Here is a 23,544-nt window from a genome sequence, read left to right as displayed (position 1 = left end):
AGTTGTTTGTTTATCTTGTCGTTGAAACCTTATTCTATCGCCTCTTTACCTAACATGTTAGGCGGCTGTTTCCACATATCGACCACCGCTCCCGCTTCATCGACGTCAACGACAAAAGAGCCGTTGCTGTAGCGGTCGGCGCTGCGCAGCGCTGCAACCGAAATGGTCTCAACCGTCCCCGTTTCCGTGCGAATGAGCAGCGTCTCGTCACCGCCCTCCGTTAACACGGAAGCAACGATCCGATGCGGGTTTGTCTTTAACTCCCGGAGCATAACGACGCCGCGTTTAGCGCGCGATGTTTTTTCAAATTCGCTAAGCGGCATTTTTTTCACAGCCCCGCGCTGGGTCGCGATCACTAAATACCGCTCCTCTTCGCCCGCGACTGGATGCGCGGAAACGACGTAATCTCCTTCTTTTAAATTAATTCCTTTCACCCCGGCGGCACGCACGCCAACGGAGCTGATTTCTGCTTCGTCAAACCATAATCCGTATCCTTGATTCGTCACAAGCAATAAGCTTTGCTGGCCATCGGTGCTATATACGTGTATCACTTCATCGTCTTCTTTAAGATTCATCGCCACGAGCGGCCGCGTATAGCGCTGCACTTTGTATTGCGCAAGCTCGGTTCGTTTAACCATGCCTTGTTTCGTGACAAACACAAGGCTTAACGCTTCAGCAAACTGTTTCACCGGCACGGCGGCGATAATGTCATCATCGCGTTCAAGCGGAATGAGATTAGAAATATGCTGGCCGACGTCCTTCCAGCGGATATCCGGCAGCTCATAAACCGGACAATACAGATAATTGCCGCGGCGGGTAAACAGCAATAATACGTCGGTTGTATTCATTTCCAACTGGGCAAGAAGCCGGTCGGATTCTTTCATGCCGAAATCTTGGCCGTTCGACGCGCTGTACGAACGATAGCTCGTTCGTTTCACATATCCTTCTTTTGTGACGGTGACAATCACGTCTTCTGCTGGAATCATCACTTCTAAGTTGATTTTAATTTCTTCAATTTCCTCTTCAATTTTCGTTCTCCGCTCATCGGCATATTGCTTTTTCATCGCTTTTAACTCTTTTTTAATGACGGAAAGCAGCTTTTTTTCCTCGCTTAAAATCGCGGTCAGTTCCTGAATCGTCTTTTCTAGCTCTTCGGCTTCCTGCTTCAGCGCGGTAATGTCGGTGTTCGTTAAGCGGTATAGCTGCAGCGATACAATCGCTTCCGCCTGCGCTTCGGTAAACTCATACTTGGCGATTAAATTATCTTTGGCGTCGCGCTTATCGCGGGAAGCGCGGATCGTTGCGATCACTTCATCCAAAATGGATAAAGCTTTCATCAGTCCTGCGACGATGTGCTGGCGCTCGTGCGCTTTTTTCAGCTCATATTGCGAGCGGTTCGTTACCACTTCCTTGCGGTGCTCAATGTAGGCATCAAGCAGTTCTGGAAGGCTTAACAGCTTCGGCCGACGCTGATGAATCGCCACCATATTAAAGTTGTACGGCACTTGCAAATCGGTGTTTTTATATAAATAGTTTAATATGCCTTCCGCATCGGCGTCTTTTTTCAACTCGATCACGATGCGCAGCCCGGTGCGGTCCGTTTCGTCGCGGACGTCGGCAATGCCGTCGAGCTTTTTGTCAAAGCGAAGCTCATCGATTTTTTTGACGAGGTTCGCTTTATTGACTTCGTACGGAAGCTCCGTAATAATAATTTGCTTTTTCCCGCCTTTTCCTTGTTCAATCGCCGCTTTGCCGCGGATGATGATTTTCCCTTTTCCGGTTTCATACGCTTTTTTAATGCCATCTTTTCCTTGAATAATGCCGCCGGTTGGAAAATCGGGACCGTGAAGCACGGTCATCAGCTCATCGACCGTGCAAGCAGGCTTATCAATCCGCATCAATACAGCGTCAATGACTTCCCCTAAAGGATGCGGCGGGATTTCGGTCGCATATCCGGCTGAGATGCCGGTTGAACCGTTCACTAATAAATTCGGAAACATCGCGGGCAGCACAACCGGTTCTTTCGTCGTATCGTCAAAGTTCGGCACAAATTCGACCGTCTGTTTGTCAATATCGCGAAGCAATTCAGCAGCGATCGCCGACAGGCGCGCTTCTGTATAGCGCATCGCCGCCGGCGGGTCGCCGTCAATGCTGCCGTTATTGCCATGCATTTCAATCAAGACGTTGCGCAGCTTCCAATCCTGACTCATCCGCACCATCGCTTCATAGACGGACGAATCGCCGTGCGGATGAAAATTTCCGATTACGTTACCGACCGTTTTCGCCGCTTTGCGAAACGGCTTATCAGCTGTGTTTCCATCGATATACATCGCATATAAAATGCGGCGCTGCACCGGCTTTAGCCCGTCACGGACATCAGGGAGCGCCCGTTCTTGAATAATGTATTTGCTGTAGCGGCCGAAGCGGTCGCCAAGCACGTCCTCCAGCGGTAAGTCTAGCAGCCTTTCTGCCATCAGTTATCCCCTCCTGCGACAAATACGTGCTCATGATCTAAAATGTTTGGATCATCTTCTAATCCGAACGCAACATTCGCTTCAATCCATTTGCGGCGCGGCTCTACCTTATCGCCCATCAACGTGGTGACGCGGCGCTCCGCCCGGGCTGCATCTTCAATGCGCACGCGAATGAGGGTGCGCGTCTGTGGGTTCATCGTCGTTTCCCACAATTGATCGGCGTTCATTTCGCCAAGCCCTTTATAGCGCTGCACTGTATAGCCTTTGCCGAATTTCCTCGTGATTTCTTTTAGCTGCGCATCGGTCCATGCGTACTCAACGATTTCTTTTTTGCCGCTGCCTTTGCTTACTTTATAGAGCGGCGGAAGAGCGATATACACTTTTCCTGCTTCAATGAGCGGCCGCATATAGCGATAGAAAAACGTCAGCAGCAGCACTTGAATATGGGCGCCGTCCGTGTCCGCGTCCGTCATGATGATGATTTTGTCATAGTTAATGTCCTCAAGCGAAAAGTCCGGCCCGACTCCCCCGCCGATCGCGTGGATAATCGTGCTGATTTCTTCATTTTTTAAAATATCAGCGAGCTTCGCTTTTTCCGTGTTAATTACTTTTCCGCGCAGCGGCAACACCGCTTGGAAGCGGCGGTCACGCCCTTGTTTCGCCGAGCCGCCCGCCGAATCGCCTTCGACCAAATATAATTCGTTTTTCTTCGGATTGCGCGATTGCGCCGGCGTTAATTTTCCGCTTAGCACCGTCTCTTTCCCTTTTCGCTTTTTTCCGTTTCGCGCTTCCTCACGCGCTTTGCGGGCCGCTTCGCGCGCCTGGTATGCCCGGATCGCCTTTTTAATCAGCATCGCGCTAATGTCCGGGTTTTCCTGCAAAAAGTACGTTAAATGCTCGGATACGACCGCATCGACGGCGGAGCGGGCTTCGCTCGTCCCCAGTTTTCCTTTTGTCTGCCCTTCAAACTGCAGCAGGTGTTCCGGGATTCTCACCGAGACGATTGCCGCTAATCCTTCGCGAATATCTGATCCTTCCAAGTTTTTATCTTTTTCTTTTAACAGCCCTGTCTTGCGCGCATATTCGTTAAAGACGCGCGTCATCGCCGTCTTGGCGCCCGCTTCATGCGTGCCGCCGTCTTTCGTGCGCACGTTGTTGACAAACGACAGCACGTTTTCCGAATAGCCGTCGTTAAACTGAAAGGCAAATTCAACTTCAATCCCGTTTTGTTCCCCAGCAAAATAGACGACTGGATGAAGCACATCTTTATCTTCGTTTAAATAGGCGACAAACGCTTCAATCCCATTTTCATAATGGAATACATCGCGCATCCCGGTCCGTTCATCGACGAGCTCGATTTTCAGCCCTTTTAGCAAAAACGCCGATTCGCGCAGACGCTCGCTTAACGTCTCATAATTAAACGTCGTCGTGCTGAAAATCGCAGGATCTGGCTTAAATTGAATGATCGTCCCCGTTTTGTTCGTCGTTCCGATTTTTTCAAGCGTCGTCACCGGCTTTCCGCCATTCTCAAAACGCTGCTGGTAAATAAAACCATCTCGGTGGATCGTCACCACGAGCCATTCCGATAAGGCGTTGACGACCGATGCGCCGACCCCGTGCAAGCCGCCGCTCGTTTTATAGCCGCCTTGCCCGAACTTGCCGCCGGCGTGAAGCACCGTTAAAATCACTTCCGGCGTCGGCTTGCCGAGCTTATGCATCCCTGTCGGCATGCCGCGCCCTTCATCAAGCACGGTAACGCTATTATCTTTATGTATTTTGACAAGAATATAGTTTCCGTACCCTGCCAACGCTTCGTCGACCGAGTTGTCGACAATTTCATAGACGAGATGATGCAGGCCGCGGCTGTCGGTGCTGCCGATATACATCCCCGGCCGCTTGCGCACCGCCTCAAGTCCTTCTAACACTTGAATCGCATCATCGTTGTATTCGTATACCGATTGTTTTGCCACAAGCATACCCCTTTCAACCAAAACAAGAACATTTGTTTCTGTTTTATTGTAACATAAAATTCGCCAGCGTCTACGCTTATTTTACCGATTCCGACAAAATTCCCTTTAAAAATGGAAATGACCATCTTAAAGATGGTCGATTCCGTTTACTGTTGTTTCGTCAGCGCGTGTTCGACTTTAATGCAGCGGTCCATCACAACCGTATAGCCTTTTTCTTTTAAAAATTCATAGGCTTCTTCATTGACGACGCCAAGCTGCGCCCAAAAGACGTCGGCGTCAATCTGGACAAATTCGCGGGCGATTTCCGGCAAATGTTCGGAACGGCGGAAGACGTTGACGATGTCAACATGCCCTTCAATATCGGTCAACTTTTTAACAGCTGGAATTCCTTCCCACTGTTCAATCATCGGATTGACCGGAATAATTTCATAACCCGCGTCTTTCATTGCTTTCGCAACCATGTACGACGTCCGTTCCGGGTTGTCGGATAATCCGACGACGGCGATGCGTTTTGCCTTCCGCAAAATTTCTCCGATTTCTTCTCTGCTTGGATTGGTAATTGGCATAAGCACTCTCTCCTTCGCTTTGTCTTTGCCGTACTATTTCTCCACAAATATTCAGAATCCTGCTTTACGCCATGAAAACATTTACAAACGTCATTCGAATAATTGTTCCATCACCGCTTCGATATCGGTTGTCGGCTGCCGGCAGGCGAAATTTTCGCATACGTACACGGTCGTTTCCTCCCCGAGCGGTTCATACTCGGCCGCAAATGGAGCGATGTGCGCAACATCAGCCGGGTGTTCCGCCGCTAACAGAAACACGTTTGGCGCCAACAAGTGCTGCCACTTTTGAATAAACTGCTCCCGCTTTTCGTCGCCTTGTTTGCCGAACAGCACGACCTCGACCGTCGGCGTTTCGAGCAACAACAATCCTTGCAAGAAAAACGTATGCCCGCTTTCGTACGCTTCGACTGGACGCTTAAACACTTGATACATTTTCTCCGCTTTTTCTAACAGCGTCAAGTCTCCCGTCAGCCGCCCAAGACGGATGAGCTGTACCGCCGCGACGCTGTTTCCCGACGGCAGCGCGCCGTCGTAAATTTCCTTTTCGCGGACAATCAACTCTTCCGCGTCCTTTCCTGTCGTAAAAAAGCCGCCATGCTCGTTATCCCAAAACAGATCGAGCGCTTGTTTCATATATATTTTCGCTGTTTGCAAATAGGACAAATTGAATGTAGCCTCATACATTTCGATATACGCCCAGACAAGGTAGGCATAGTCGTCGATAATGCCAAGATGCTTCGCTTCCCCATCGCGGTAGCGCACCATTAATCTTCCGTCTTTCACCAAATTCGCTTCGAGAAAGGATAGGGCGCGCTCTGCCATGTCCAAATAATCGCGGCGTTCATACACTTTTGCCGCTTTCGCCAGCGCGGCAATCATTAACGCGTTCCAAGCCGTTAATATTTTATCATCCACATGCGGATAGACGCGCGACGAACGCGCGGTAAACAGCTTTTCTCTTGCCTGTTCGAGTTTTTCTTGCAGCTCTTCTTCCGTCATGCCGTATCGCTGGGCGATGCGGTCGATTTGCGTATAAATGAGATTCGGCACGTTTTTTCCTTCGAAGTTTCCTTCTTCTGTAATATCATACACCTTGCAATACAATTCGCCAAGCTCGGCGCCGAGCACATCGATCACTTCCGCGGGCGTCCAGACGTAATATTTTCCTTCCACCCCTTCCGAATCAGCGTCGATCGCCGAGTAGAAAGCGCCGTCTTTCGCCATCATTTCCCGTTTGACAAACTCGATAATTTGTTCGGCAATTTCTTTATAGCGTTCGTTTTTCGTCCGTTGGTACGTTTCCGTATAAGCAATAACCAACAACGCGTTATCATACAGCATTTTCTCAAAGTGCGGCACAAGCCACATCGCATCGGTCGAATAGCGGGCGAAGCCGTAGCCGATATGATCGTAAATACCGCCGTTGGCCATGCCGTTTAACGTTTTTTCGACCATCAACAGTGCGCGGTCATCCCGCTTCCACTGAGCATAGCGGAGCAAAAACGTAAGCATATGCGGGATCGGAAATTTCGGAGCGCCGCCAAAACCCCCATACACCGTATCAAAGCTACCGGCAAGCTGGCGGTACGCCTTTTCCACCGCTTCGAGAGACAACCGCTCCGTGCCCGCCGTGCGGACCGACTGCCGGAGCGCTTCGGTGATTTGTTCGGCCGCCTGCTCGATTTCGCTTGGATTTTCCTGATATTTGTGATACAGCTTCGTCAATACGTCGATAAACCCCGGCTGACCGTAGCGGCTCCGCTTCGGAAAATACGTCCCCGCATAAAACGGCTTCCCTTCTGGCGTCAAAAACACGCTGAGCGGCCAGCCGCCATGCCCCGTCAGCATCTGGCAGACGCGCATATACACGGAATCAATATCCGGCCGTTCCTCGCGGTCGACTTTAATCGCTATGTATTTTTCGTTTAAGATCGCCGCGACTTCCTCATCTTCAAAGCTTTCATGGGCCATTACGTGGCACCAATGGCACGTTGAGTAGCCAATCGACAAAAAAATCGGCTTGTTTTCCTTTTTTGCTTTCGCAAACGCCTCCTCCCCCCACGGATGCCAATCGACGGGATTATAGGCGTGCTGCAGCAAATACGGTGATTTTTCATGAATAAGTCGGTTTGGTTTTTGGTTTGTCTCCATCTCTCACACCTTCCTTTTTTCCATATTACCGTAAAAAGAAAAAAACACCAACTTTCTTTAGTTAGTCATTCAATTTCAAAAGTAACAGTGCCCCATTCTCTGCTTGACGAACAAATTCCATTACAATCATTACCATGTATACAAAAGAGATAAACTTAGCCATAAAAAAATCCTCTCCAAAGTAGGCACCTAAAAACGCTCTATCCATGTTCTCTTCTTTGTTGGTTTTTAAACAACATTTTTGCAAATTAAACAACTTCTTTATAACTCAATAATATCTACAATTAAAATCATCCAAACACCTGTGCAGCGATTCCATATAATGTCCTATTTCGTTGAGGTAATTGCTTTGAATTCATGATCATAATTGGAGGTTGGCTTAACTTTTATAAAAAACCGTGTTGCTCTAAAAAATAACATAAATTCTTCATGTCATGATGGAACATCAATTCTTAACCTTCCTTGATGATTGCGAGCCAATTCATCTACCAACAAAGAAGCTATTTCGAAATTAGGAGCGGATTGACCCCCTAAATTTGGACACATCCTATCTTATTTTAGGTTATTCTCAAAATTTCTCGTTTTTTCTTGGCAAGAAGACAAAATCCTCTTGCCTTATACGCGAACTTCTTTGATGATTAACGATTCCGTTTGCGCTTTTTTGTAAAATTCATGCGGTGGAAGATCGAGAATACTCGAATGAATCCTTCGCTCGTTATAAAATTTCATGTACTCCATCACGGCTTGATAAGCTTCTTCATAGCTGTCCAACGCCATTCTTCCTAGCCATTCCTCCTCCAGTAAACGATGAAACGCTTCAATATGCGCATTCATATTCGGCGTCCGTGGTGGAATCCGTTCATGTTCGATTCCAAATCGCTCACAGGCAGCTTCAAAGGCATGAGAAATAAATTGCGGGCCGTTGTCTGTCCGAATCACAGGTTTATTTGCCTGTTCAAATTGCTGACGCTTGAATAACGCTCTTTGAAGCGTCTTTACGGCATCGCTTCCTGAACAACTCAACCCAATATGGTAATCAATCACCGAACGGTCATACACATCGATGAGCGACAAAACCAAGAAAAAGCGTTCTTCTCCTTCGATATATCCATATTTCACATCCATTTCCCATAACTGATTTGAGCTTGTAATGATGCGATTCCGAGCGAGTTTCTTCGGATATGGAATCCGTTTCTCTCGCTGCGGACGCAGTAAGTCCATCGCTTTACACAATCGATATACTTTTTCTTACTGATCACAAGCTGATGGTCTCTTCTTAACTGAATGGTCAGCTTGCGATATCCGTAGGCAAATCCTTCTCCCATCACAAGCTCAGAGAGCCATTCTTGGATTTGTTCGTCTGGCACTTTTTCGCCAGTTGCCGTTAGAGAGTAGCCGGGTGTTGGACGTCCCCCACCTACTGTTTTCTTCTCGACTTTTCCGTTCTGTTGATAATAGTAGGTTGAGCGATTGATTTCTAGAATCTCCAATACTTTTGTAATCGGATATCCTTTCTTGATCCACTGCTCGGCTACTTCCAATTTTTCAGTAAGTGAGGGTTCTTCTTTTTTATCAAATCACGCAAAATCGCGATTTCTAAATCTTTTTCCCCTAATAGCTTCTTGAGCTGCTCGTTTTCTTCCTCCAGCCGTTTGATTTCAGCTGAAGAGGGAGAGGAAACCATTTCTTGTCCTAGTTTTCCTTCTTCATATGCCTTCACCCATCTTTGCACAAGATTCGGGCTAAGCTCGTATCTTCTAGCTACCAATGCTTTATTTCCAACTTCTAATGCTTCTTTCACCACTTGTAGCTTAAATTCCTTCGAATGTTTTCTTCGTTTCATGTACATCAAAAGCCCCCTTCATTTGGTCACTTCGATTATAAAAAACACCTTATCGAGTGTCCAAATTCATTAGGGGGCTAATGAGAAAGCATCTCGAAGGGTGCTTAAAATTGTGTTTGCTCTTTCTATATCTATAGGGCTTACTCTAGATCATCATAGGTTTATTTAACGCATTCTAATAGAAAATTAGCTACTCCGGCCTATTAACAGCCTATTAAAAACAAAAAATGTGTTCTCATACTAAGACAATCCCCCTTTCATATTCATAGAAAGTACATACTATATACCAACAACTGTAAAGGAGGAATATTATGATGAGCTATGGCTCTAAAGAGTTATACGAAAAAATACGCGATTTAGAGGTGAAAATTGAAGATCTTCTGGTGCAGCTTCAAAAGCAAAAACAAATTCAACTTCAGTATCAAGATCAAAAACAAGACCAAGACCAAGACCAAAGACAAGGACAAGCTCAAGTAGACACAGATACTGTTCATTTAGAAGGTGTCGGAAATTCAACTGTAACTATCTATAATGACAACAACTTTTTCTTTATCTTCATTGTCATCTTTATCGTGATTATAGTTGGTAAGGATGATAAAGGCGCTTCAAGTCATAATGTTGCTGACGTGTTAACACAAGCGTTAGCTGCGCTTCGAGAACTAAAAAAATAACCGCTAATCCTAATTGATGCACCTATTAGAGGGTTAAAGGTTAAAGAGATTTAAAAAATTGAATATAGAGACTAAATGACAAACCTCACTTTGTTTCAGAGTGAGGTTTGTCATTCAACATAATAACTTGCGGTGATTGTGATGTTAGTCTAAAAATTGGACACGGAGAACAGGGAGACTATAATAAACTTAATTACAATAAGTTCGAGGTGTCCAATCATGAGAAAAAGAACATTTGATAAGGAATACAAGATTCAGGCTGTTGAATGATGCTTGGAGGGGGATAAGTCCATCGCCCAAGTGGCAAAAGAGTTGGGGGTGGCTTACAACACTCTTCACCGTTGGATCAAATAATACAAAGAAAGCAATAAGTTGGTATATCGATACACGAATGATCAAAGAGTTAGTCATTAAAGCCTTACAACGAGCGTTAAACAACGAGAAACCAACAGGGAGAGTCCTCCATCACTCGGATCGCGGGAGCCAATATGCTTCGAATGACTATCAGCAGCTCTTATAGGAACATCACTTTCAAGTGAGCATGTCGAGACGTGGGAACTGTTACGATAACGCTTGTATCGAGTCGTTCCATAGCCTAATCAAGAAAGAATGCATCTATCCGAATCATTTCTGTACGCGGAAAGAAGCGAAACAAGCGATTTTCGAGTACATTGAATGCTTCTACAAACGCAAAAGAAGTCATTCCGCCCTTGGCTATGTATCGCCATGTGAATTGGAAGAAGTATGCTACGCTAATCAGAGAAAAGCAGCTGCATAAGCAAGAGTTTTTCTCTCTGTTTAACGTGTCCGTTTTCTTGACATAACACCAGTGTTCAACTATCCTATCTCGTAGCTATCCATGCATTGCTTCGTGGCACCAGAGATAAGGCAGAAAAATTAGGTTCATATCTTTATAAACCGCTTATTTTCAGGGGAGCCTTAAAAATATAAATGATGGGGAATTCACTGTTATCGCACTCATCCCCTGGCTGTTACTCCACCATCAATAACCATTATATGCCCGGTTATGTATGAAGCCTCATCAGAGCACAACCAAATTGCAGCGTTCGCAATATCGTTCGGGTCTCCGATTCGCCCTTGCGGAATTCGAGACTCGTAGTGACTTTCTCCAATCCCTGTTTCAATGAACATTTTTTCCAGCATTGGAGTTCGAATTGCACCTGGACAAATGGCATTGATACGTATATTTGATTTGGCGTATTCCAGCGCAGCAGCTTTAGTTAGACTGATTACCCCAGATTTGCTTGCGGAATAAACGGCAGCATTGGGAGTACCAACCAAACCATTGATTGATGAAATATTCACAATCACCCCACAACCTTGCGTCACCATTTGTTGAAGTTGATATTTCATACAGAGCCATACACCTTTGAGGTTAACTGCAATAATGGAGTCAAAGTCATTCTCTGAAACATCTGCAATAGGTGCTAATGGTCCTCCTATTCCTGCTGCGTTGCAAGCAAAGTCCAAATGCCCGAAGCGACTCACTACGCTTTGGATCATCTGTCTAACTTGTTCATCTGAACTCACATCCACTTGAAGTGAAAAGGCTTCACCGCCCATATGACGAATCATCTCTTGAGTCTCTGTAATTGTCTTTCGTGTTCGTCCAGCCACAACGACTTTTGCTCCTCGTTGTGCAAAACGTAAAGCAATCGCTCTACCAATTCCCGACCCCCCACCTGTAACTAAAGCAACCTTATCGGCGAATGACTGCATTTAGTTCTCTCCTTTCACACCATTTTTTAAATTTATTATAAATTCCTACTTTTAGAAAAACAATTTTAATCCTTCTTCTCAACTATCCTGCTGGTAGCCACCCAAGCATCGCTTCGCGGCACCACAGATGATGAAAGTTCATTCGTTCTTCCATGGGAAACAACCATGCCGCATAAATACGGCACCATCAGAAAAATGAAAATTTCGAGCCAACGGAACCAATAGAGGTAATTATCAAGGTATTTAGTTGCCACACCTTGAAATCGTCTCATCCAGGTTTTTAAACGGCTATGAAAATTATTAACATTTTGAATATGATAGATGCCCTTTTTTACTCGTTCCTTTTGGCGTTCGTTGATGGGTTCGTAATAGCGCGAATAGGAAACTAATTCATCACTGGATTATCAATATAAACACACTAAAATTAACAAACAAAAAAAACGCTAGGATGATAAAAACCCTAGCATTTTTGTATCTTTATTTTTCTTTGTCCTTATAGCACTAACGCCACCCGTTAGCCACCCATGCATCACTTCGTGGCACCACAGATGATGGAAGAAATTTTATTCTTCCATGGGAGTTGAAGTAACATTATCTATTCATATTAAGTATTTTCAATGTTTTAATTTTTTTTAGTTTTATCCAACGGGTATCAATAATGTCCTCAGTTATTTTTTCAGGATCTTTATTAAATTCTGGTTGCTTAGTTACTAATATCTCGTAATCATTAAAATCAATGTAAATTAGGTTCGTTAGTTCTTCCCCACTCTTTAGTTCAACTGAAATAATCTGTCCCTTCTTCAAATTCTTTAAAATTGGATACTTTTTTAAAAGCTGCTGTTTTTGGAAATGATTAATTCTTTTGTTGATGAGAGTTTCCACTATTAGTAATAAGATTGCACAAATTACTAAGAACCACCAACCAAAACCTTTCCAGTATGTTGTTGCTATAAATGAGATAAAAGCATATATTCCTAATTTTATTAACCAAAAAATAAACTTCATAATAACCCTCTTCAAAAAAATTTCTTATAAAAAATTTTTCCCGACTTACCAAGTTTTATTAAACTAACCTGCACCCTTAGCCAACGATGAAGCGAATTTCACCACAACTGATGGAAGTTAATTCGTTCATGCATGGGAGTGAAACAAAAACTAAATCTCTTCTTGATATATGTTTAGTTGTAATGGTGTCGATTTTAAAGGTATTTGGAATTCCTTTAAATTTTCTACATGTGCAAAAAAATCCTCCATGTCGCCATCAGTATCAAAATACCATTCTGATACTTCCAATTTTTTTAGTTCATCGGTTGGCTTAAATACAAATTCACAATGAAGTTGTTCTGTACGAGAATACTCCACATCTTCATAAACGGTAAATTGCCTAACGAAATCGAAATAGAATAGTTCTTCTCCTGTAAAATCATATATTCCACATTGAAAAAGCAGAACCACTTCATCTTCACCTTCTACTGGTTCTCTGCAAAAAGACTTAAATATTTCCCAAACTTCCACTACATCATTAATCTTGCCACCTATTTTATCCTTGAGATAACTTTCAGCATCACTTACTTTTATCATTACTTCAACTCCCCTTATACCAATACTTATATAATTATTCTGCCCCTTTATTTGAATAAGAAAAGGCTGTCGCAACTGTCTTACTTTCTTAAACTCAAGCGCCTGTTAGTTGAAATATGCTGACTATATTCCTTATTAAACTAGTTTGTCCTCTTTAGTTTAACAAATCCCCTCTTTTCCTGTGTACTGCTCAAATTTTTCCTTTTTCCGCTCCCGTTTTTATCTGCTAAAATCACATACATTCACCGAAATAAAAAAGACCACCTAAAAAAGTAACGTGTTCTCTTGATGGGGACAAAACAGTAAAATCGCAGACCATTTCGCGTTAGTGAAATGGTCTATTTTTATTGATATAAAGCTTTTTATAAAGATTTCTCATCAAAAATTGACCCCAGCACAGCGCTTGGGGATAACGGACAAGGTTTTTAAAATTGAAGATATTTTGTATTTAAGATGATTTTTTTAAAAGGTGGAAATATTTTGATAAAATACGGGCATAAGTTGAATTAAAAGGGGGATACAAATATGAAACGATTTATTAAGCTTTTGGGTTTAATATCACTTTTTGCTCTTTTAACAGCTTGCTCGTCTAAACCATCTTTAGAACTTGTACATTCAAAAGTAGATATTGTTAAAGATAAAAGCATTGTTGGTTCTATTATAATTACAGAAGGTGATAAAAAAGGTCAAGAACTTATTCCAACAGCGTTATACTATGAGTTTAAAATTAAAAATAACGGAAATCGAAAAATCGGAGGAACTGATGATAAAGCTTTACAAGTAAAATTTGTCCCTAATAAAAAATTAGTTGCTACATCCAAAGAAACAGTTGGCTTTAATATTTTTAATCCTTCTTCATATGATGAAACTGGTTTGGGCTACGGAGCTAACTTTGTTGGGGAAATCCAACCTGATAAAATTGGAAAATTCACTCTAACATTTGAATTAGGTGTAAGCGAAGAAAATCCCCAAGTTCCAATACGAGTTCCAGCGAAAGATAAATTGGAAAAACTAAAGGAGAATGCTTTAGATGGTTCATTGATTGTAACATCGAATGGAAAGGAAATTGCTCAATTTGACTTAAAGAAGTAAAAGAAAAATTATAAAGTTAACCTTTAGCCAATCGATTGGTTTATATATACCATATTTTTCCGAAGAAAAAATTTAAATAATAGATTACTTCCTATTTTGAATAAAGATATAATGATTTACGAAGAAGCAAGCATCTAGCTCAAAATGATTGAGCTGGCTCTGCGCGTTGGACTTCTTCATCCTTGGTGGTCAAGGACTTATTGTCCTAGGGTTCGACTCCCTACAACAAAGATCTGTTCTCAAAGGGCAAGAAAGTAAGCCAATGACCCTGTAGGTTAGGACCTCCGTCATTGGGTTACTGCCCTTTGAGACAGAATATCCATTTTCAAAAGGAGCTGTGGTATGATTCAAAATGTATTTTTATCATTAATTATTATTGCTATGTTGCTTTTGATAGCATCGTTCCTTCGAAAAGTTTTTGTTAAGACCACCATTTATGAATATGAACGGGGAGTAAAATACTATAAAGGAGTATTTAAAGAGATTTTAAATCCAGGACAATATTGGACCATTGGCCTTACTACATCTGTAGAAGTAGTGGATATTCGTCCTACCGTATTGACGATACCTTCCCAAGAAGTGCTTACACAAGATAATATCCCGATAAAAATTAGTCTGGTTTCCGAGTATGAAATTATTGATCCTTATATTGCAGTGACCAAAGTAAATAATTATCACGAAAGCTTATATTCCATCCCGCAACTAACTATTCGGCAAATTGTCGGTTCAATGAAACTGGATGAACTTTTGGAAAAACGAAATACTATCGGAGAAAATTTACTGGAATTAAGCCATTCTAAAGTTGGAGAATTAGGTTTACACCTTCGATCGGTGAATATTAAAGACCTTATACTTCCACCGGATTTGAAGAAAGCTTACATTCAGGTAATAAAAGCACAAAAAGAAGGATTATCTGTTATGGAGAAAGCCAGAGGTGAAACGGCTGCATTACGCAACCTTGCCAATGCAGCAAAGATGCTGGAAGACAACCCAATGCTTTTACAACTTAGATTATTGCAGTCAGTTGGAGAATCATCGGGTAATACTTTGGTGATTGGTACATCCAATATACCTGTCCCTACAAATGCAAAAAAAGAAAAAAGTGCTACGAATAAAAAAGAGTAGAGATCAACAAAACATAAAGAATAATTATGTCCAAGGTTGGGTAAGTAATAAAAAGAGGGGCTATTCTAATGATTTTTTGGAAAATTTATCTATGGATTATGGTTGTGCTCCTTGTAATTGCCTATGTAAAGATTGGTTTCAGGAATATTTTTAATTTCATTGACCTTATAATTAGTTCTATATCTTGGCTAGGATTATTCTGTTTTGCCTATCAAATTAAACTTTTTACTCCTATATTTTGGAAAGATGTTCTTTTAGCCATAGTTATTTGGGATATTTACTATAATATTTGGGTTTTACCTAAAAGCGAGGAGTTTAACAAGGCAGAGTTAGTGGCTAGTCTAATTATGCTACTCCCTCTTTACTATGGATTATATTTATACGCGTTTAAATTTTTGGAGTAGAAACAGGTAGAATCCACAATGGAATTTAACAGAGCCAACTTTAAAAAAAGCTTGAGGAAAATCTGTCCTCAAGCTTTAAATTTTAACGTCACTATTCCACTAACGTCACCTGTTTGTATATCCAAGCTGAAGACGAATATCGAGATCAACATCTTTAATTTTAACTTCTTGAACACAAGAGCCAATAATCCATTTTAGAGGTATATTGTAAGGCGAACGGTCACTGTCTGTTACAATTATTAAGATGAAACCATACATAAGTGTGCATGAAATGTCGGAAGTCTTTTTTCGACTTCTGCTATTCTATTGATAAAGAAAGGAGGGAAACGAAATGGATTTTCTTAACAATATGAATGAAGCAATAAAGTATATTGAAGAAAATCTTACAAACGATATAGATTTTAAAGAGGTGGCAAGGCGGGCATTTTGCTCAGAATATCATTTTAGAAGGATGTTTTCCTTTCTTACGGGCATTACGCTATCGGAATACATCCGCCGCAGACGCCTTACTCTTGCAGCATTTGAGCTTAAAAATAGCAACGTAAAGGTCATTGACATTGCGATGAAATACGGGTACAACTCACCAGATTCTTTTGCAAGAGCTTTTCAAAACTTACATGGTATAACACCGTCAGAAGCCAGAAATAATGGCCATTCACTTAAAGCCTATCCACGAATGACCTTCCATTTATCCATTAAAGGAGGAAATGAAATGAACTATCGGATTGTAGAAAAAGAGGCATTTCGCATTGTTGGTATTAAGAAAAGAGTTCCTATCATTTTCAAAGGAGTTAATCCGGAAATTGCCTCTATGTGGAAAAGCTTAGATGATGAAAAGATCAATAAACTTAAAAAACTTTCTAATGTCGAGCCTTTAGGGCTGATTCAAGCATCCACGAACTTTTCTGAAGGTAGAATGGAGGAAAAAGGAGAGCTTGATCACTATATTGGCGTGGCAACAATGAAGGAGTGCCCAGATGAACTAACACAACTGGAAGTTCCTGCCTCAACATGGGCTGTATTCGAAGCAATCGGACCATTTCCTGATACACTACAAGATGTATGGGGACGCATTTATTCCGAATGGTTTCCAACCTCAAACTATGAACAAACAGAAGGTCCAGAAATCCTGTGGAATGAGGATAAAGATGTAACCTCACCAACATTTAAAAGTGAAATATGGATTCCGGTAAAAGAGAAATTATAATAAAGTTTTAAAAACAGAAATTTTAAAATCCTTTCTTTAAAATGCAATATAATGGTTTTTATGTTGCATTCGCCAATATCGTACAAAACGAGCAAAACCCCTTGATATTCAAGGGGTTTTACCTTTTTCGCGGCTTCGGAAGGAATTTGAATGCAACATTATGGAATGAAATTGTTAAGTGGCATGGAATATATCGGAGTGATCATCGTGAAACAAAATGATATTTCTACCTTGTAGGAGGAGCGATCTTCGGTTTTCTCTAAGATTGGTTAATTCGTGTAGGGAGGAAAGTCTAATGAAACTTGGTTATGTTGAACGATATAAGCTCATGTTGTTACCAGATGAACATAAGAAGTACACGAAAGTAGATTTTACTTTAAGTATAGGCTATTTTCTGTATTTGATGATTACTCTGTTCTTTATTGTTTGGTCGCCGTTTTTTCCTAATGTAGCTATGTGGCCGCCATTAAAGAAAATACTTTTTGGATTATTTGTGGGTATAATCGAGTTGGCCCCTTTAATGTTTATTTTAAAATATCGAAAACAATCTAGCCGATCTATTGGTTTTCATAAAGAAAAACTTATGCTCTCTTTAATAGTTGGTTTAATATTTGTTATTCCGGAACTTATCATATTTAAGATAGACGTATCCTTACTTCACTCAATTAGTATACAGGATTTCGTTATCAAGTTTTTTATTACTTTTTTTGTATCGCATTGGTAGAAGAGATTATATTCCGGGGGTACTTACAATCAAGAATCCAAGGAGTGATTACCTCAAAGTGGTTAAGCGTGATTGTGGTGGGATTGTTATTTTATGCCGAACATATTCCTGTTGAATATTTTTATTCAAGACAAGAATTTTTGCCGTTTATTAAGCATCACCTTTCTATTCGTTTACCCAATTTATGTCTCTCGCATTTTTATTTTTTGTTTATCTACAGACTGACAGGTAATATTTTTGCATCAACAATGACACATGCATACTCGATGTAATATATTCAATAATCTATGGTGCTGGTTAAACTCTATTGTTCCACTCGCACAAAAGCAACCAAATCAAAACAGGTCCTTTTTCTAAATGATTCGTTCAGAGGCTGTATGTTTTAGCTTTCAATGCTTCCCAAGCAAACTCCCTATTTATTAAAAATAGATGATTGACAGGGGACAAGTACATAATCGCGTTTGGAAGCGAAACATATATTACTGGTACTAAAAGAAGAAAGGAGGAAATATCCTTATGGGGAAACACCATAAAGAAGATTACCATGATGATCAGGAAGAATTAAAAGAAGGAATCTCTGTTAAACACGACAAAGACGGTCTTACAATTTATATCAACATTTACAACAACAATAATCTTGCAAACCAAGGTGGTAAAGCTGGTAATAAACAAAGAGCAGAGACTGGCGGACAGATCAATGGAAAAGGGCCGAACGCAAATCAAGGCGGACAGATCGCGAAAGAAGGCGGGCAGAACGCAAACCAAGAGGGACAAATCGCGAAAAATGGCGGAGAGAATGATTTAGTCGAAAAAAATAAAACTAAAATTGAAACCGGAACAGACACGGATGAAGTTTAAGGTGGATATGCCGTAAGGGGATCGGGGCGACCACAACGATTGGATTGTCCAAGGTAGGTCGTTACCGTCCTTTTTCTTTTTATATTTTTTAACGAAGGATATTCGTGCATTTGTTTATAACACGGTATTACTAAGTTACAGACACCAGTGACAAGTATTAAGTTAAACCTCTCTTCGTTTATTTTATCAGTTAGCCCCATTACAGGGCTAGCTATAACCAATGGACAAACACGATTGTCGTCCCTAATTAAACGATAAGTAATGCATCCCTCTGAATCGTCACATTCACCGGAGTTTTAGTGAGAATCTCGCCATCGCTTTGTACAATAACCGGCAATTCAGAGATAACTTCTACTTGTTTTCCTTTTATTATGGTTACACCAGAATGAAAAACATGTTTGCCTTTATACGCCTTTGGAAAAATGCGTAACAGATCCCATTTTGTCAGGCTGTGTACGATACAAATATCGAAAAGTCCATCATTATAACAAGCATCCGGACATATTTGAATACCTCCGCCGTAATTCGGGATATTGGCAATGGCAATTAACCATACATTAAAAAACACTAGGTTCTTCCCATCAACCTTTAATTGAATGTTGACAGGGCGATATTTTAATAAAACATCCAAGAAACTAAGTCCATACGAAAGACCACCTAATCTAACGAAATTCAACCATTTTTTGTATTTGGAAGCATTATTTACCTCAGCAACTTTGCCATCGAAACCGATCCCCGTTACAGTGAGGCAGTATTCTTTACCAACTCTTCCAATATCAATTTTTCTTTGCTTTCCCATTAAAATACGTTCTAGTGCCCTTTTATAGTCCATTGGTATATCAAGAGCCCTTGCAAGATCATTTCCCGATCCTGCAGGAATAACACCCAAAGGTATATTCGAATCGATTAACCCGTTAGCAACATCATGGACTGTACCATCTCCGCCTACGGCAACAACAGCATAACATTTTTCAGCAGACAGCTCCTTAGCGATTTCTACTGCATGTTTTGGACGTTCGGTAAAACGAACTTGATAATTTACCTGTTTCTCTTGAAGCAGCTTCTCAACCTTTTTCCAAACTTTTAGTCCTTTTCCGTTTCCCGAAATTTTATTGACGATAAAATAATACATACTATAGATCTTCCTTTTTTATTAGAGATGGTAATAGTTTTGAAAATGGTTTTATTGCGCATGGTTAAAAAGATCATTCCATAAATAGGATTATTTTCGTTAATTTTACCATTTTACCGTCTATTTTTTAATAGCAATTTTCCCCTTTGATAAGGAAAATATTCAAACAGTTCCATTTATGTTATCTAACGGAACAAATACACGAATATGCTCGGGAATCACTTGAAAATACAATTGATGAAATGGCAGAAAGATTCTCCTGACCAAGATTTCAAAGAAGCCGGTGTTTCATGAAAAATGTCTGCGAACCAACCGGCTGCTTCCATATCTACAAAGTATTTACCCTTAAATTTTCTGATAATTGTCAACTTACGTATGTATTTCTCTAAGTTCTCTTGAGCGATTCATAACAACCTCTGCAAGTACGGCATAATCTGAACTTTTAAGTTCGTTTAAATACATCATTGGCCCAATAACAATTTTTACTGGCTTTCGAATCCACTTTTTAGTATCCAGATAAATAATCGCAACCGGAAGAACAGGTGCTCCTGTTTTTAACCCTAAAAAAGCTACCCCTTTTTTCGGTTTGACACTTTCCCCGTTTTTACATCTTTTACCTTCAGGAAAAATTCCAAGCACTTCCCCGTTTTCAATCACCTTTAAGGCACGGCGGACAGGACGAATGACAATTCCGCTTTGTCGGTCAACAGGAATAGCATGAAGTTTTTGAAAAAACCAATTGGTAATACGTCGCTGAAACAGTTCCTTTTTCGCTAAAAAATGAATTTTTCGGTTAAAGATACTGGAAAGAATAATAGGATCATAATTGCTTGTATGGTTTGCTGCTACAATGATCGAACCAGTTTTAGGAAAATTTTTTATGCCAATTACTTCGATTCGAAAAATGAAACATAAGAGTATTTTTGAAATCCATTTCATACTTGTATAGAACATACTTTTTCACCCATTACCTTATAAGAAAAACGTTGTTTAAATTAGCTATTATGTATATTTGCTACTCTAAAGGACAAATTATACTTGTTGGCTAAAATATTCTATATTAGGGGGGTGATGTAAAAATGAATTCCATTCAATTTGAATACAGTGTACCTCGGTATGTCTTAAGTAAAATAATGGGTAAAGTTTCAAAGTCTTTTTATTGGAACTCCAGATTATCCTGCGTTCGATTACGCCGTGTAGAAGTTCCCAAACTTCCAAACGATGAATGGGTAAAAGTAAAGGTAAAGTACGGAGGAATCTGTGGAAGTGACTTAAACCTCATCCTTTTAAAGGATAGTCCCACCACTTCTCCGTTTGCATCTTTTCCATTTACGATTGGACATGAAGTGGTAGGAACGATTGAAGAAGTTGGTTCAAAGGTGAAAAACATAAATGTCGGAGACCGGGTAGTCATTGACCCAATATTATCCTGTATAACGAGAGGAATTGCAGACCCTTGTCCTAATTGCCAGCGGGGTGATTATAACCTTTGTAATTTTATGGCTGAAGGGGAAATTTCACCAGGGTTGTTAATAGGCACTTGCCGTGACACCGGCGGAAGCTGGGGATCTTATCTTGTTGCACATAAAAGTCAAGTATTAAAACTTCCTGATAATGTAAATGATTTAAACGGTGTGTTGGTAGAACCTTTTAGCTGTGCCCTGCATGCTGTTTTGCGAAATCCTCCAAAAAAGGATGATACGGTATTGGTCATTGGAGCCGGTCCAATAGGGATTTGTGTTGTCGCTGCGATTAGAGCACTTGAATTTCCCTGCCGGATTGTGGTATTGGCAAAACATGACTTTCAAGCACAGCTTGCTTCCCACTATGGTGCAGATGAAATCATTTATCTTACAAAAAATAAAAATTATATTTACGAAACGGCCAAATCTCTTCATGCAAGCGTGTTAGAGCCGCTCTTTGGTGATCCGGTTGTACAAGGCGGGGCCGATCTTATTTTTGAATGCGTTGGTAATAAGCAAAGCATAAACGACGCACTCCGTTTTGCTAAAAATGGAGGAAAAGTCGTTCTATTGGGATTAGCAGGGATCATGGACGGTGTCGACTGGACGACCGTTTGGCTTAATGAGTTAGATGTTAAAGGAAGCTTTGCATACAGTACTGATGAATATCAAGGAAAGAAAATGCGAACATTACAAATTGCAATTGAATTAATGCGCAATGAAAAGGTCGATTTATCGCCATTGGTAACACATCGTTTTCCTTTGGAAAATTATCGTGATGCCTTACAAACGGTTATTAACAAAGGAAAAGGTTCAATCATGAAAGTGGTATTCGAACCTTAAATTAGTACCAAAACACTAGCTTGGAGGAGAACAGCATGAGAACTTTCACCATTAGTGGAAACAAGCAAACTCCCTTTTTAAATTGGCTTGCAGAAGGAATAAAAGAGGAGTTTTTGTCAAGAGGTTATACGTATTATTACGTTCCTGAAGAAAATATTAAACTTGTGTTTCATTTTATTGATCCTGAAAAACCGCGGCCTTACCGAAGACAGGCTCAGGCAACGTTTGTCGTTTCTGTTATGGAAACATCGGAAAAATCTGAAAACATTCACAAATCAGCCTATCCATATTTAATCAGATCTTTGGCCAATCATTTGATGTATATCTTACATAATGATGATGAAACAACGGATATTTATTTTCTTACACCTGAACAAGGGTTTTACAAATTGACGTATCGAAAAGGAGAAGAGGAAACATTTTTTAAACGTATTTATGAAAGATTGGAACCGCTTGCAGCTTCGCAGTTAGTGATTGACAATGATTTTTATGATGATCTTCCAGAAGAATTGTGGAACGGCGATGAGATTACGAAATCATTAAGCGAATCTGGAAAAAGGCTGGACCGTATGAATTTGCTCCCTGCCCCATTCCCATTGGAGGAATATCTTACACCTCGTGATATGCGTCATCTAAAAAAACTTTACGGAATAGGAGGATTAAGCTATGGAAACCTCAGTGCCAGACGGGACAGTGAAAGCTTTTGGATGAGTGCAAGCGGAATTAACAAAGCAGATATGAAAACGGTTGGCGAAGATTTTCTTTTAATAAAGGGATATGATCCTGATAAAAATGCTATGAAAGTAAGCGTTCCTCCGAATATAACACCAAGAAGGGCATCTGTTGATGCGATTGAACACTGGATGATTTATAAAGAACACCCAAAGGTAGGGGCGATTGTACATGTTCATGCTTGGATGGATGGCGTAAGGGCTACAGAGATTAATTATCCATGTGGAACGATTGAACTTGCAAAAACAGTGGCTGAACTTGTCAGAAATTCAGAGGATCCTTCAAGAGCTATTATTGGCCTTAAAAACCATGGCTTAACCATCACTGGTACGGATTTAGATGACATCTTTGAACGTATCGAAGGTAAAATTATTCCTCAAGTACCGATGTCTTAACGTATTTACATGTATAAAGATTTTTGATACCGTCAAGAATTGTGTAATGATTAAGATAGATATCTCTTAAATAAATTTGGATAGATGGGAGGATTTGTCCTCTCTTATTTTGTTAATTGTAACGTTCTTCAAACATTCGTTGGAGAGCTTCATAAGCTTCGGCAAATCCCCGTAACTTTCTCCCTGTACATTTCTCATTAAAGTTTTGGTCTGTAATTATAATAGGACAGTACATAAGAAGGTCGGAGTCTTACTCCGCCTTCTTTTTTACCCACTTACTTGCATAGCACCTCATGCTTAACACCATACTCCCTGCACCAAGCATCCAGCTTTTCTTTTCGTTCCGGTGAAACATAAGGTTTAAATTAAGTGAAATACTGAAAGAAAGAGACATCGAACAAAAACAACTACACGAAATGTCCGGTGTGTCGGAGCGAGCAATTAGTGAGCTATGTAACGATTTAATGAAACGCTATGCGAAAAAAGCGCTCGAACGTATTACCGACGCACTAGAAATAGATGACGTAAGCGAATTATTTGAAATCGCGCATGAAAAAAGTGAGGTTGATTAGA

At 40.9% G+C, this 23,544-nt stretch carries 22 protein-coding genes and 2 pseudogenes; 13 read left to right on the top strand and 11 right to left on the bottom strand.

All coding sequences use genetic code 11. The features are described from left to right. Positions 1-29: 29 nt before the first annotated feature. The 5 genes and pseudogenes from parC to AC1WMD_RS11790 form a co-directional block, all read right to left on the bottom strand. Positions 30-2,474: a DNA topoisomerase IV subunit A gene (gene parC, locus AC1WMD_RS11810; RefSeq protein ID WP_494257341.1), complete on the bottom strand. Its 2,445-nt coding sequence runs from the start codon at positions 2,472-2,474 to the stop codon at positions 30-32. Beyond that, entirely contained in the window at positions 2,474-4,444 is a 1,971-nt protein-coding gene (gene parE, locus AC1WMD_RS11805) for a DNA topoisomerase IV subunit B (RefSeq protein WP_494257340.1), read from the bottom strand. Before parE ends, parC begins: the two co-directional genes overlap by 1 nt. Before the next feature lie 146 nt (positions 4,445-4,590). Then, positions 4,591-5,010: a CoA-binding protein gene (locus AC1WMD_RS11800; protein ID WP_043904661.1), complete on the bottom strand. Its 420-nt coding sequence runs from the start codon at positions 5,008-5,010 to the stop codon at positions 4,591-4,593. A 90-nt stretch (positions 5,011-5,100) separates the two neighbouring features. Next, positions 5,101-7,161 carry a thioredoxin domain-containing protein gene (locus tag AC1WMD_RS11795; RefSeq protein ID WP_494257339.1) on the bottom strand — a complete coding sequence of 687 codons (2,061 nt, stop codon included), beginning with the start codon at positions 7,159-7,161 and terminating at the stop codon, positions 5,101-5,103. Between the two features lie 615 nt (positions 7,162-7,776). After that, positions 7,777-9,004, bottom strand: a pseudogene (locus tag AC1WMD_RS11790) (IS3 family transposase). A gap of 311 nt (positions 9,005-9,315) precedes the next feature. Between AC1WMD_RS11790 and AC1WMD_RS11785 the strand changes: the two are divergent. From AC1WMD_RS11785 to AC1WMD_RS11775, 3 genes are all read left to right on the top strand, one after another. Continuing rightward, positions 9,316-9,675 (top strand): hypothetical protein, encoded by a 360-nt coding sequence (locus AC1WMD_RS11785; protein ID WP_260676136.1) that lies wholly within the window; start codon positions 9,316-9,318, stop codon positions 9,673-9,675. A 235-nt stretch (positions 9,676-9,910) separates the two neighbouring features. Next, entirely contained in the window at positions 9,911-10,195 is a 285-nt protein-coding gene (locus AC1WMD_RS11780; RefSeq protein WP_088124135.1) for a DDE-type integrase/transposase/recombinase, read from the top strand. A 21-nt stretch (positions 10,196-10,216) separates the two neighbouring features. Next, positions 10,217-10,453: an IS3 family transposase gene (locus AC1WMD_RS11775; RefSeq protein ID WP_144319572.1), complete on the top strand. Its 237-nt coding sequence runs from the start codon at positions 10,217-10,219 to the stop codon at positions 10,451-10,453. 200 nt (positions 10,454-10,653) lie between these two features. Here AC1WMD_RS11775 and AC1WMD_RS11770 read toward each other — a convergent pair whose 3' ends face one another. The 4 genes and pseudogenes from AC1WMD_RS11770 to AC1WMD_RS11755 form a co-directional block, all read right to left on the bottom strand. Then, positions 10,654-11,415, bottom strand: coding sequence for a glucose 1-dehydrogenase (locus tag AC1WMD_RS11770; protein ID WP_494257337.1), 762 nt, complete (start codon positions 11,413-11,415; stop codon positions 10,654-10,656). A 203-nt stretch (positions 11,416-11,618) separates the two neighbouring features. Next, a pseudogene (locus AC1WMD_RS11765) lies at positions 11,619-11,783 on the bottom strand (IS1595 family transposase); the annotation flags it as partial. A gap of 223 nt (positions 11,784-12,006) precedes the next feature. Beyond that, positions 12,007-12,420 (bottom strand): hypothetical protein, encoded by a 414-nt coding sequence (locus AC1WMD_RS11760; RefSeq protein WP_043904649.1) that lies wholly within the window; start codon positions 12,418-12,420, stop codon positions 12,007-12,009. Between the two features lie 150 nt (positions 12,421-12,570). After that, positions 12,571-12,996, bottom strand: a complete 426-nt coding sequence (locus AC1WMD_RS11755; protein WP_043904648.1) for a hypothetical protein — start codon at positions 12,994-12,996, stop codon at positions 12,571-12,573. Positions 12,997-13,521: 525 nt separating this feature from the next. On the opposite strand from AC1WMD_RS11755, the gene AC1WMD_RS11750 reads away from it, so the two are divergent. The 7 genes from AC1WMD_RS11750 to AC1WMD_RS11720 all read left to right on the top strand — a co-directional run bounded on the left by AC1WMD_RS11750 (position 13,522) and on the right by AC1WMD_RS11720 (position 18,406). Continuing rightward, entirely contained in the window at positions 13,522-14,088 is a 567-nt protein-coding gene (locus AC1WMD_RS11750; RefSeq protein ID WP_043904647.1) for a hypothetical protein, read from the top strand. A 342-nt stretch (positions 14,089-14,430) separates the two neighbouring features. Beyond that, a complete protein-coding gene (locus AC1WMD_RS11745) occupies positions 14,431-15,213 on the top strand; it encodes a slipin family protein (RefSeq protein ID WP_494257336.1) in 783 nt (260 codons plus the stop codon). A gap of 68 nt (positions 15,214-15,281) precedes the next feature. Then, complete coding sequence (locus tag AC1WMD_RS11740; protein WP_494257335.1) at positions 15,282-15,617, top strand: hypothetical protein; 336 nt, start codon at positions 15,282-15,284, stop codon at positions 15,615-15,617. A gap of 331 nt (positions 15,618-15,948) precedes the next feature. Beyond that, positions 15,949-16,824 carry an AraC family transcriptional regulator gene (locus AC1WMD_RS11735; RefSeq protein ID WP_494257333.1) on the top strand — a complete coding sequence of 292 codons (876 nt, stop codon included), beginning with the start codon at positions 15,949-15,951 and terminating at the stop codon, positions 16,822-16,824. A 295-nt stretch (positions 16,825-17,119) separates the two neighbouring features. Then, on the top strand, positions 17,120-17,548 hold the full coding sequence (locus tag AC1WMD_RS11730) for a hypothetical protein (RefSeq protein ID WP_494257332.1): 429 nt from the start codon (positions 17,120-17,122) through the stop codon (positions 17,546-17,548). Beyond that, entirely contained in the window at positions 17,542-17,820 is a 279-nt protein-coding gene (locus AC1WMD_RS11725; RefSeq protein ID WP_494257330.1) for a CPBP family glutamic-type intramembrane protease, read from the top strand. Before AC1WMD_RS11730 ends, AC1WMD_RS11725 begins: the two co-directional genes overlap by 7 nt. Before the next feature lie 244 nt (positions 17,821-18,064). Then, positions 18,065-18,406, top strand: coding sequence for a hypothetical protein (locus AC1WMD_RS11720; RefSeq protein ID WP_494257329.1), 342 nt, complete (start codon positions 18,065-18,067; stop codon positions 18,404-18,406). Positions 18,407-18,653: 247 nt separating this feature from the next. Here the strand turns inward: AC1WMD_RS11720 and AC1WMD_RS11715 are convergent, their stop codons facing one another. Beyond that, entirely contained in the window at positions 18,654-19,538 is an 885-nt protein-coding gene (locus AC1WMD_RS11715; RefSeq protein ID WP_494257328.1) for a diacylglycerol/lipid kinase family protein, read from the bottom strand. A 369-nt stretch (positions 19,539-19,907) separates the two neighbouring features. Further along, a complete protein-coding gene (locus AC1WMD_RS11710) occupies positions 19,908-20,492 on the bottom strand; it encodes a lysophospholipid acyltransferase family protein (RefSeq protein WP_494257327.1) in 585 nt (194 codons plus the stop codon). Positions 20,493-20,617: 125 nt separating this feature from the next. Between AC1WMD_RS11710 and AC1WMD_RS11705 the strand changes: the two genes are divergently transcribed. The 3 genes from AC1WMD_RS11705 to AC1WMD_RS11695 all read left to right on the top strand — a co-directional run bounded on the left by AC1WMD_RS11705 (position 20,618) and on the right by AC1WMD_RS11695 (position 23,543). Beyond that, the gene (locus AC1WMD_RS11705; RefSeq protein ID WP_494257325.1) at positions 20,618-21,844 is read left to right on the top strand and encodes a zinc-dependent alcohol dehydrogenase; all 1,227 of its coding nucleotides are present in this window, start codon (positions 20,618-20,620) and stop codon (positions 21,842-21,844) included. A 35-nt stretch (positions 21,845-21,879) separates the two neighbouring features. Then, a complete protein-coding gene (locus AC1WMD_RS11700) occupies positions 21,880-22,971 on the top strand; it encodes a class II aldolase/adducin family protein (RefSeq protein WP_494257324.1) in 1,092 nt (363 codons plus the stop codon). A gap of 353 nt (positions 22,972-23,324) precedes the next feature. Beyond that, positions 23,325-23,543, top strand: coding sequence for a helix-turn-helix domain-containing protein (locus tag AC1WMD_RS11695; protein WP_494257389.1), 219 nt, complete (start codon positions 23,325-23,327; stop codon positions 23,541-23,543). The last annotated feature ends 1 nt before the right edge of the window (position 23,544 follow it).

The sequence above is a fragment of the Parageobacillus sp. NEAU-HV-2 genome (assembly GCF_059115485.1).
This window is presented reverse-complemented; position numbering and strand designations above follow the sequence as displayed.

Excerpts from the sequence above, each read along its gene's own strand:
- AC1WMD_RS11795 (WP_494257339.1), bottom strand. The coding sequence starts at position 7,161 with ATGGAGACAAACCAAAAACCAAACCGACTTATTCATGAAAAATCACCG.
- AC1WMD_RS11740 (WP_494257335.1), top strand. The coding sequence starts at position 15,282 with ATGATTTTTTGGAAAATTTATCTATGGATTATGGTTGTGCTCCTTGTA.
- AC1WMD_RS11775 (WP_144319572.1), top strand. The coding sequence starts at position 10,217 with ATGTCGAGACGTGGGAACTGTTACGATAACGCTTGTATCGAGTCGTTC.
- AC1WMD_RS11800 (WP_043904661.1), bottom strand. The coding sequence starts at position 5,010 with ATGCCAATTACCAATCCAAGCAGAGAAGAAATCGGAGAAATTTTGCGG.
- AC1WMD_RS11770 (WP_494257337.1), bottom strand. The coding sequence starts at position 11,415 with ATGCAGTCATTCGCCGATAAGGTTGCTTTAGTTACAGGTGGGGGGTCG.
- AC1WMD_RS11750 (WP_043904647.1), top strand. The coding sequence starts at position 13,522 with ATGAAACGATTTATTAAGCTTTTGGGTTTAATATCACTTTTTGCTCTT.
- parC (WP_494257341.1), bottom strand. The coding sequence starts at position 2,474 with ATGGCAGAAAGGCTGCTAGACTTACCGCTGGAGGACGTGCTTGGCGAC.
- AC1WMD_RS11785 (WP_260676136.1), top strand. The coding sequence starts at position 9,316 with ATGATGAGCTATGGCTCTAAAGAGTTATACGAAAAAATACGCGATTTA.
- AC1WMD_RS11745 (WP_494257336.1), top strand. The coding sequence starts at position 14,431 with ATGATTCAAAATGTATTTTTATCATTAATTATTATTGCTATGTTGCTT.
- AC1WMD_RS11715 (WP_494257328.1), bottom strand. The coding sequence starts at position 19,538 with ATGTATTATTTTATCGTCAATAAAATTTCGGGAAACGGAAAAGGACTA.
- AC1WMD_RS11720 (WP_494257329.1), top strand. The coding sequence starts at position 18,065 with ATGGGGAAACACCATAAAGAAGATTACCATGATGATCAGGAAGAATTA.
- AC1WMD_RS11705 (WP_494257325.1), top strand. The coding sequence starts at position 20,618 with ATGAATTCCATTCAATTTGAATACAGTGTACCTCGGTATGTCTTAAGT.
- AC1WMD_RS11700 (WP_494257324.1), top strand. The coding sequence starts at position 21,880 with ATGAGAACTTTCACCATTAGTGGAAACAAGCAAACTCCCTTTTTAAAT.
- AC1WMD_RS11755 (WP_043904648.1), bottom strand. The coding sequence starts at position 12,996 with ATGATAAAAGTAAGTGATGCTGAAAGTTATCTCAAGGATAAAATAGGT.
- AC1WMD_RS11760 (WP_043904649.1), bottom strand. The coding sequence starts at position 12,420 with ATGAAGTTTATTTTTTGGTTAATAAAATTAGGAATATATGCTTTTATC.
- AC1WMD_RS11710 (WP_494257327.1), bottom strand. The coding sequence starts at position 20,492 with ATGTTCTATACAAGTATGAAATGGATTTCAAAAATACTCTTATGTTTC.
- AC1WMD_RS11735 (WP_494257333.1), top strand. The coding sequence starts at position 15,949 with ATGGATTTTCTTAACAATATGAATGAAGCAATAAAGTATATTGAAGAA.
- AC1WMD_RS11730 (WP_494257332.1), top strand. The coding sequence starts at position 17,120 with ATGAAACTTGGTTATGTTGAACGATATAAGCTCATGTTGTTACCAGAT.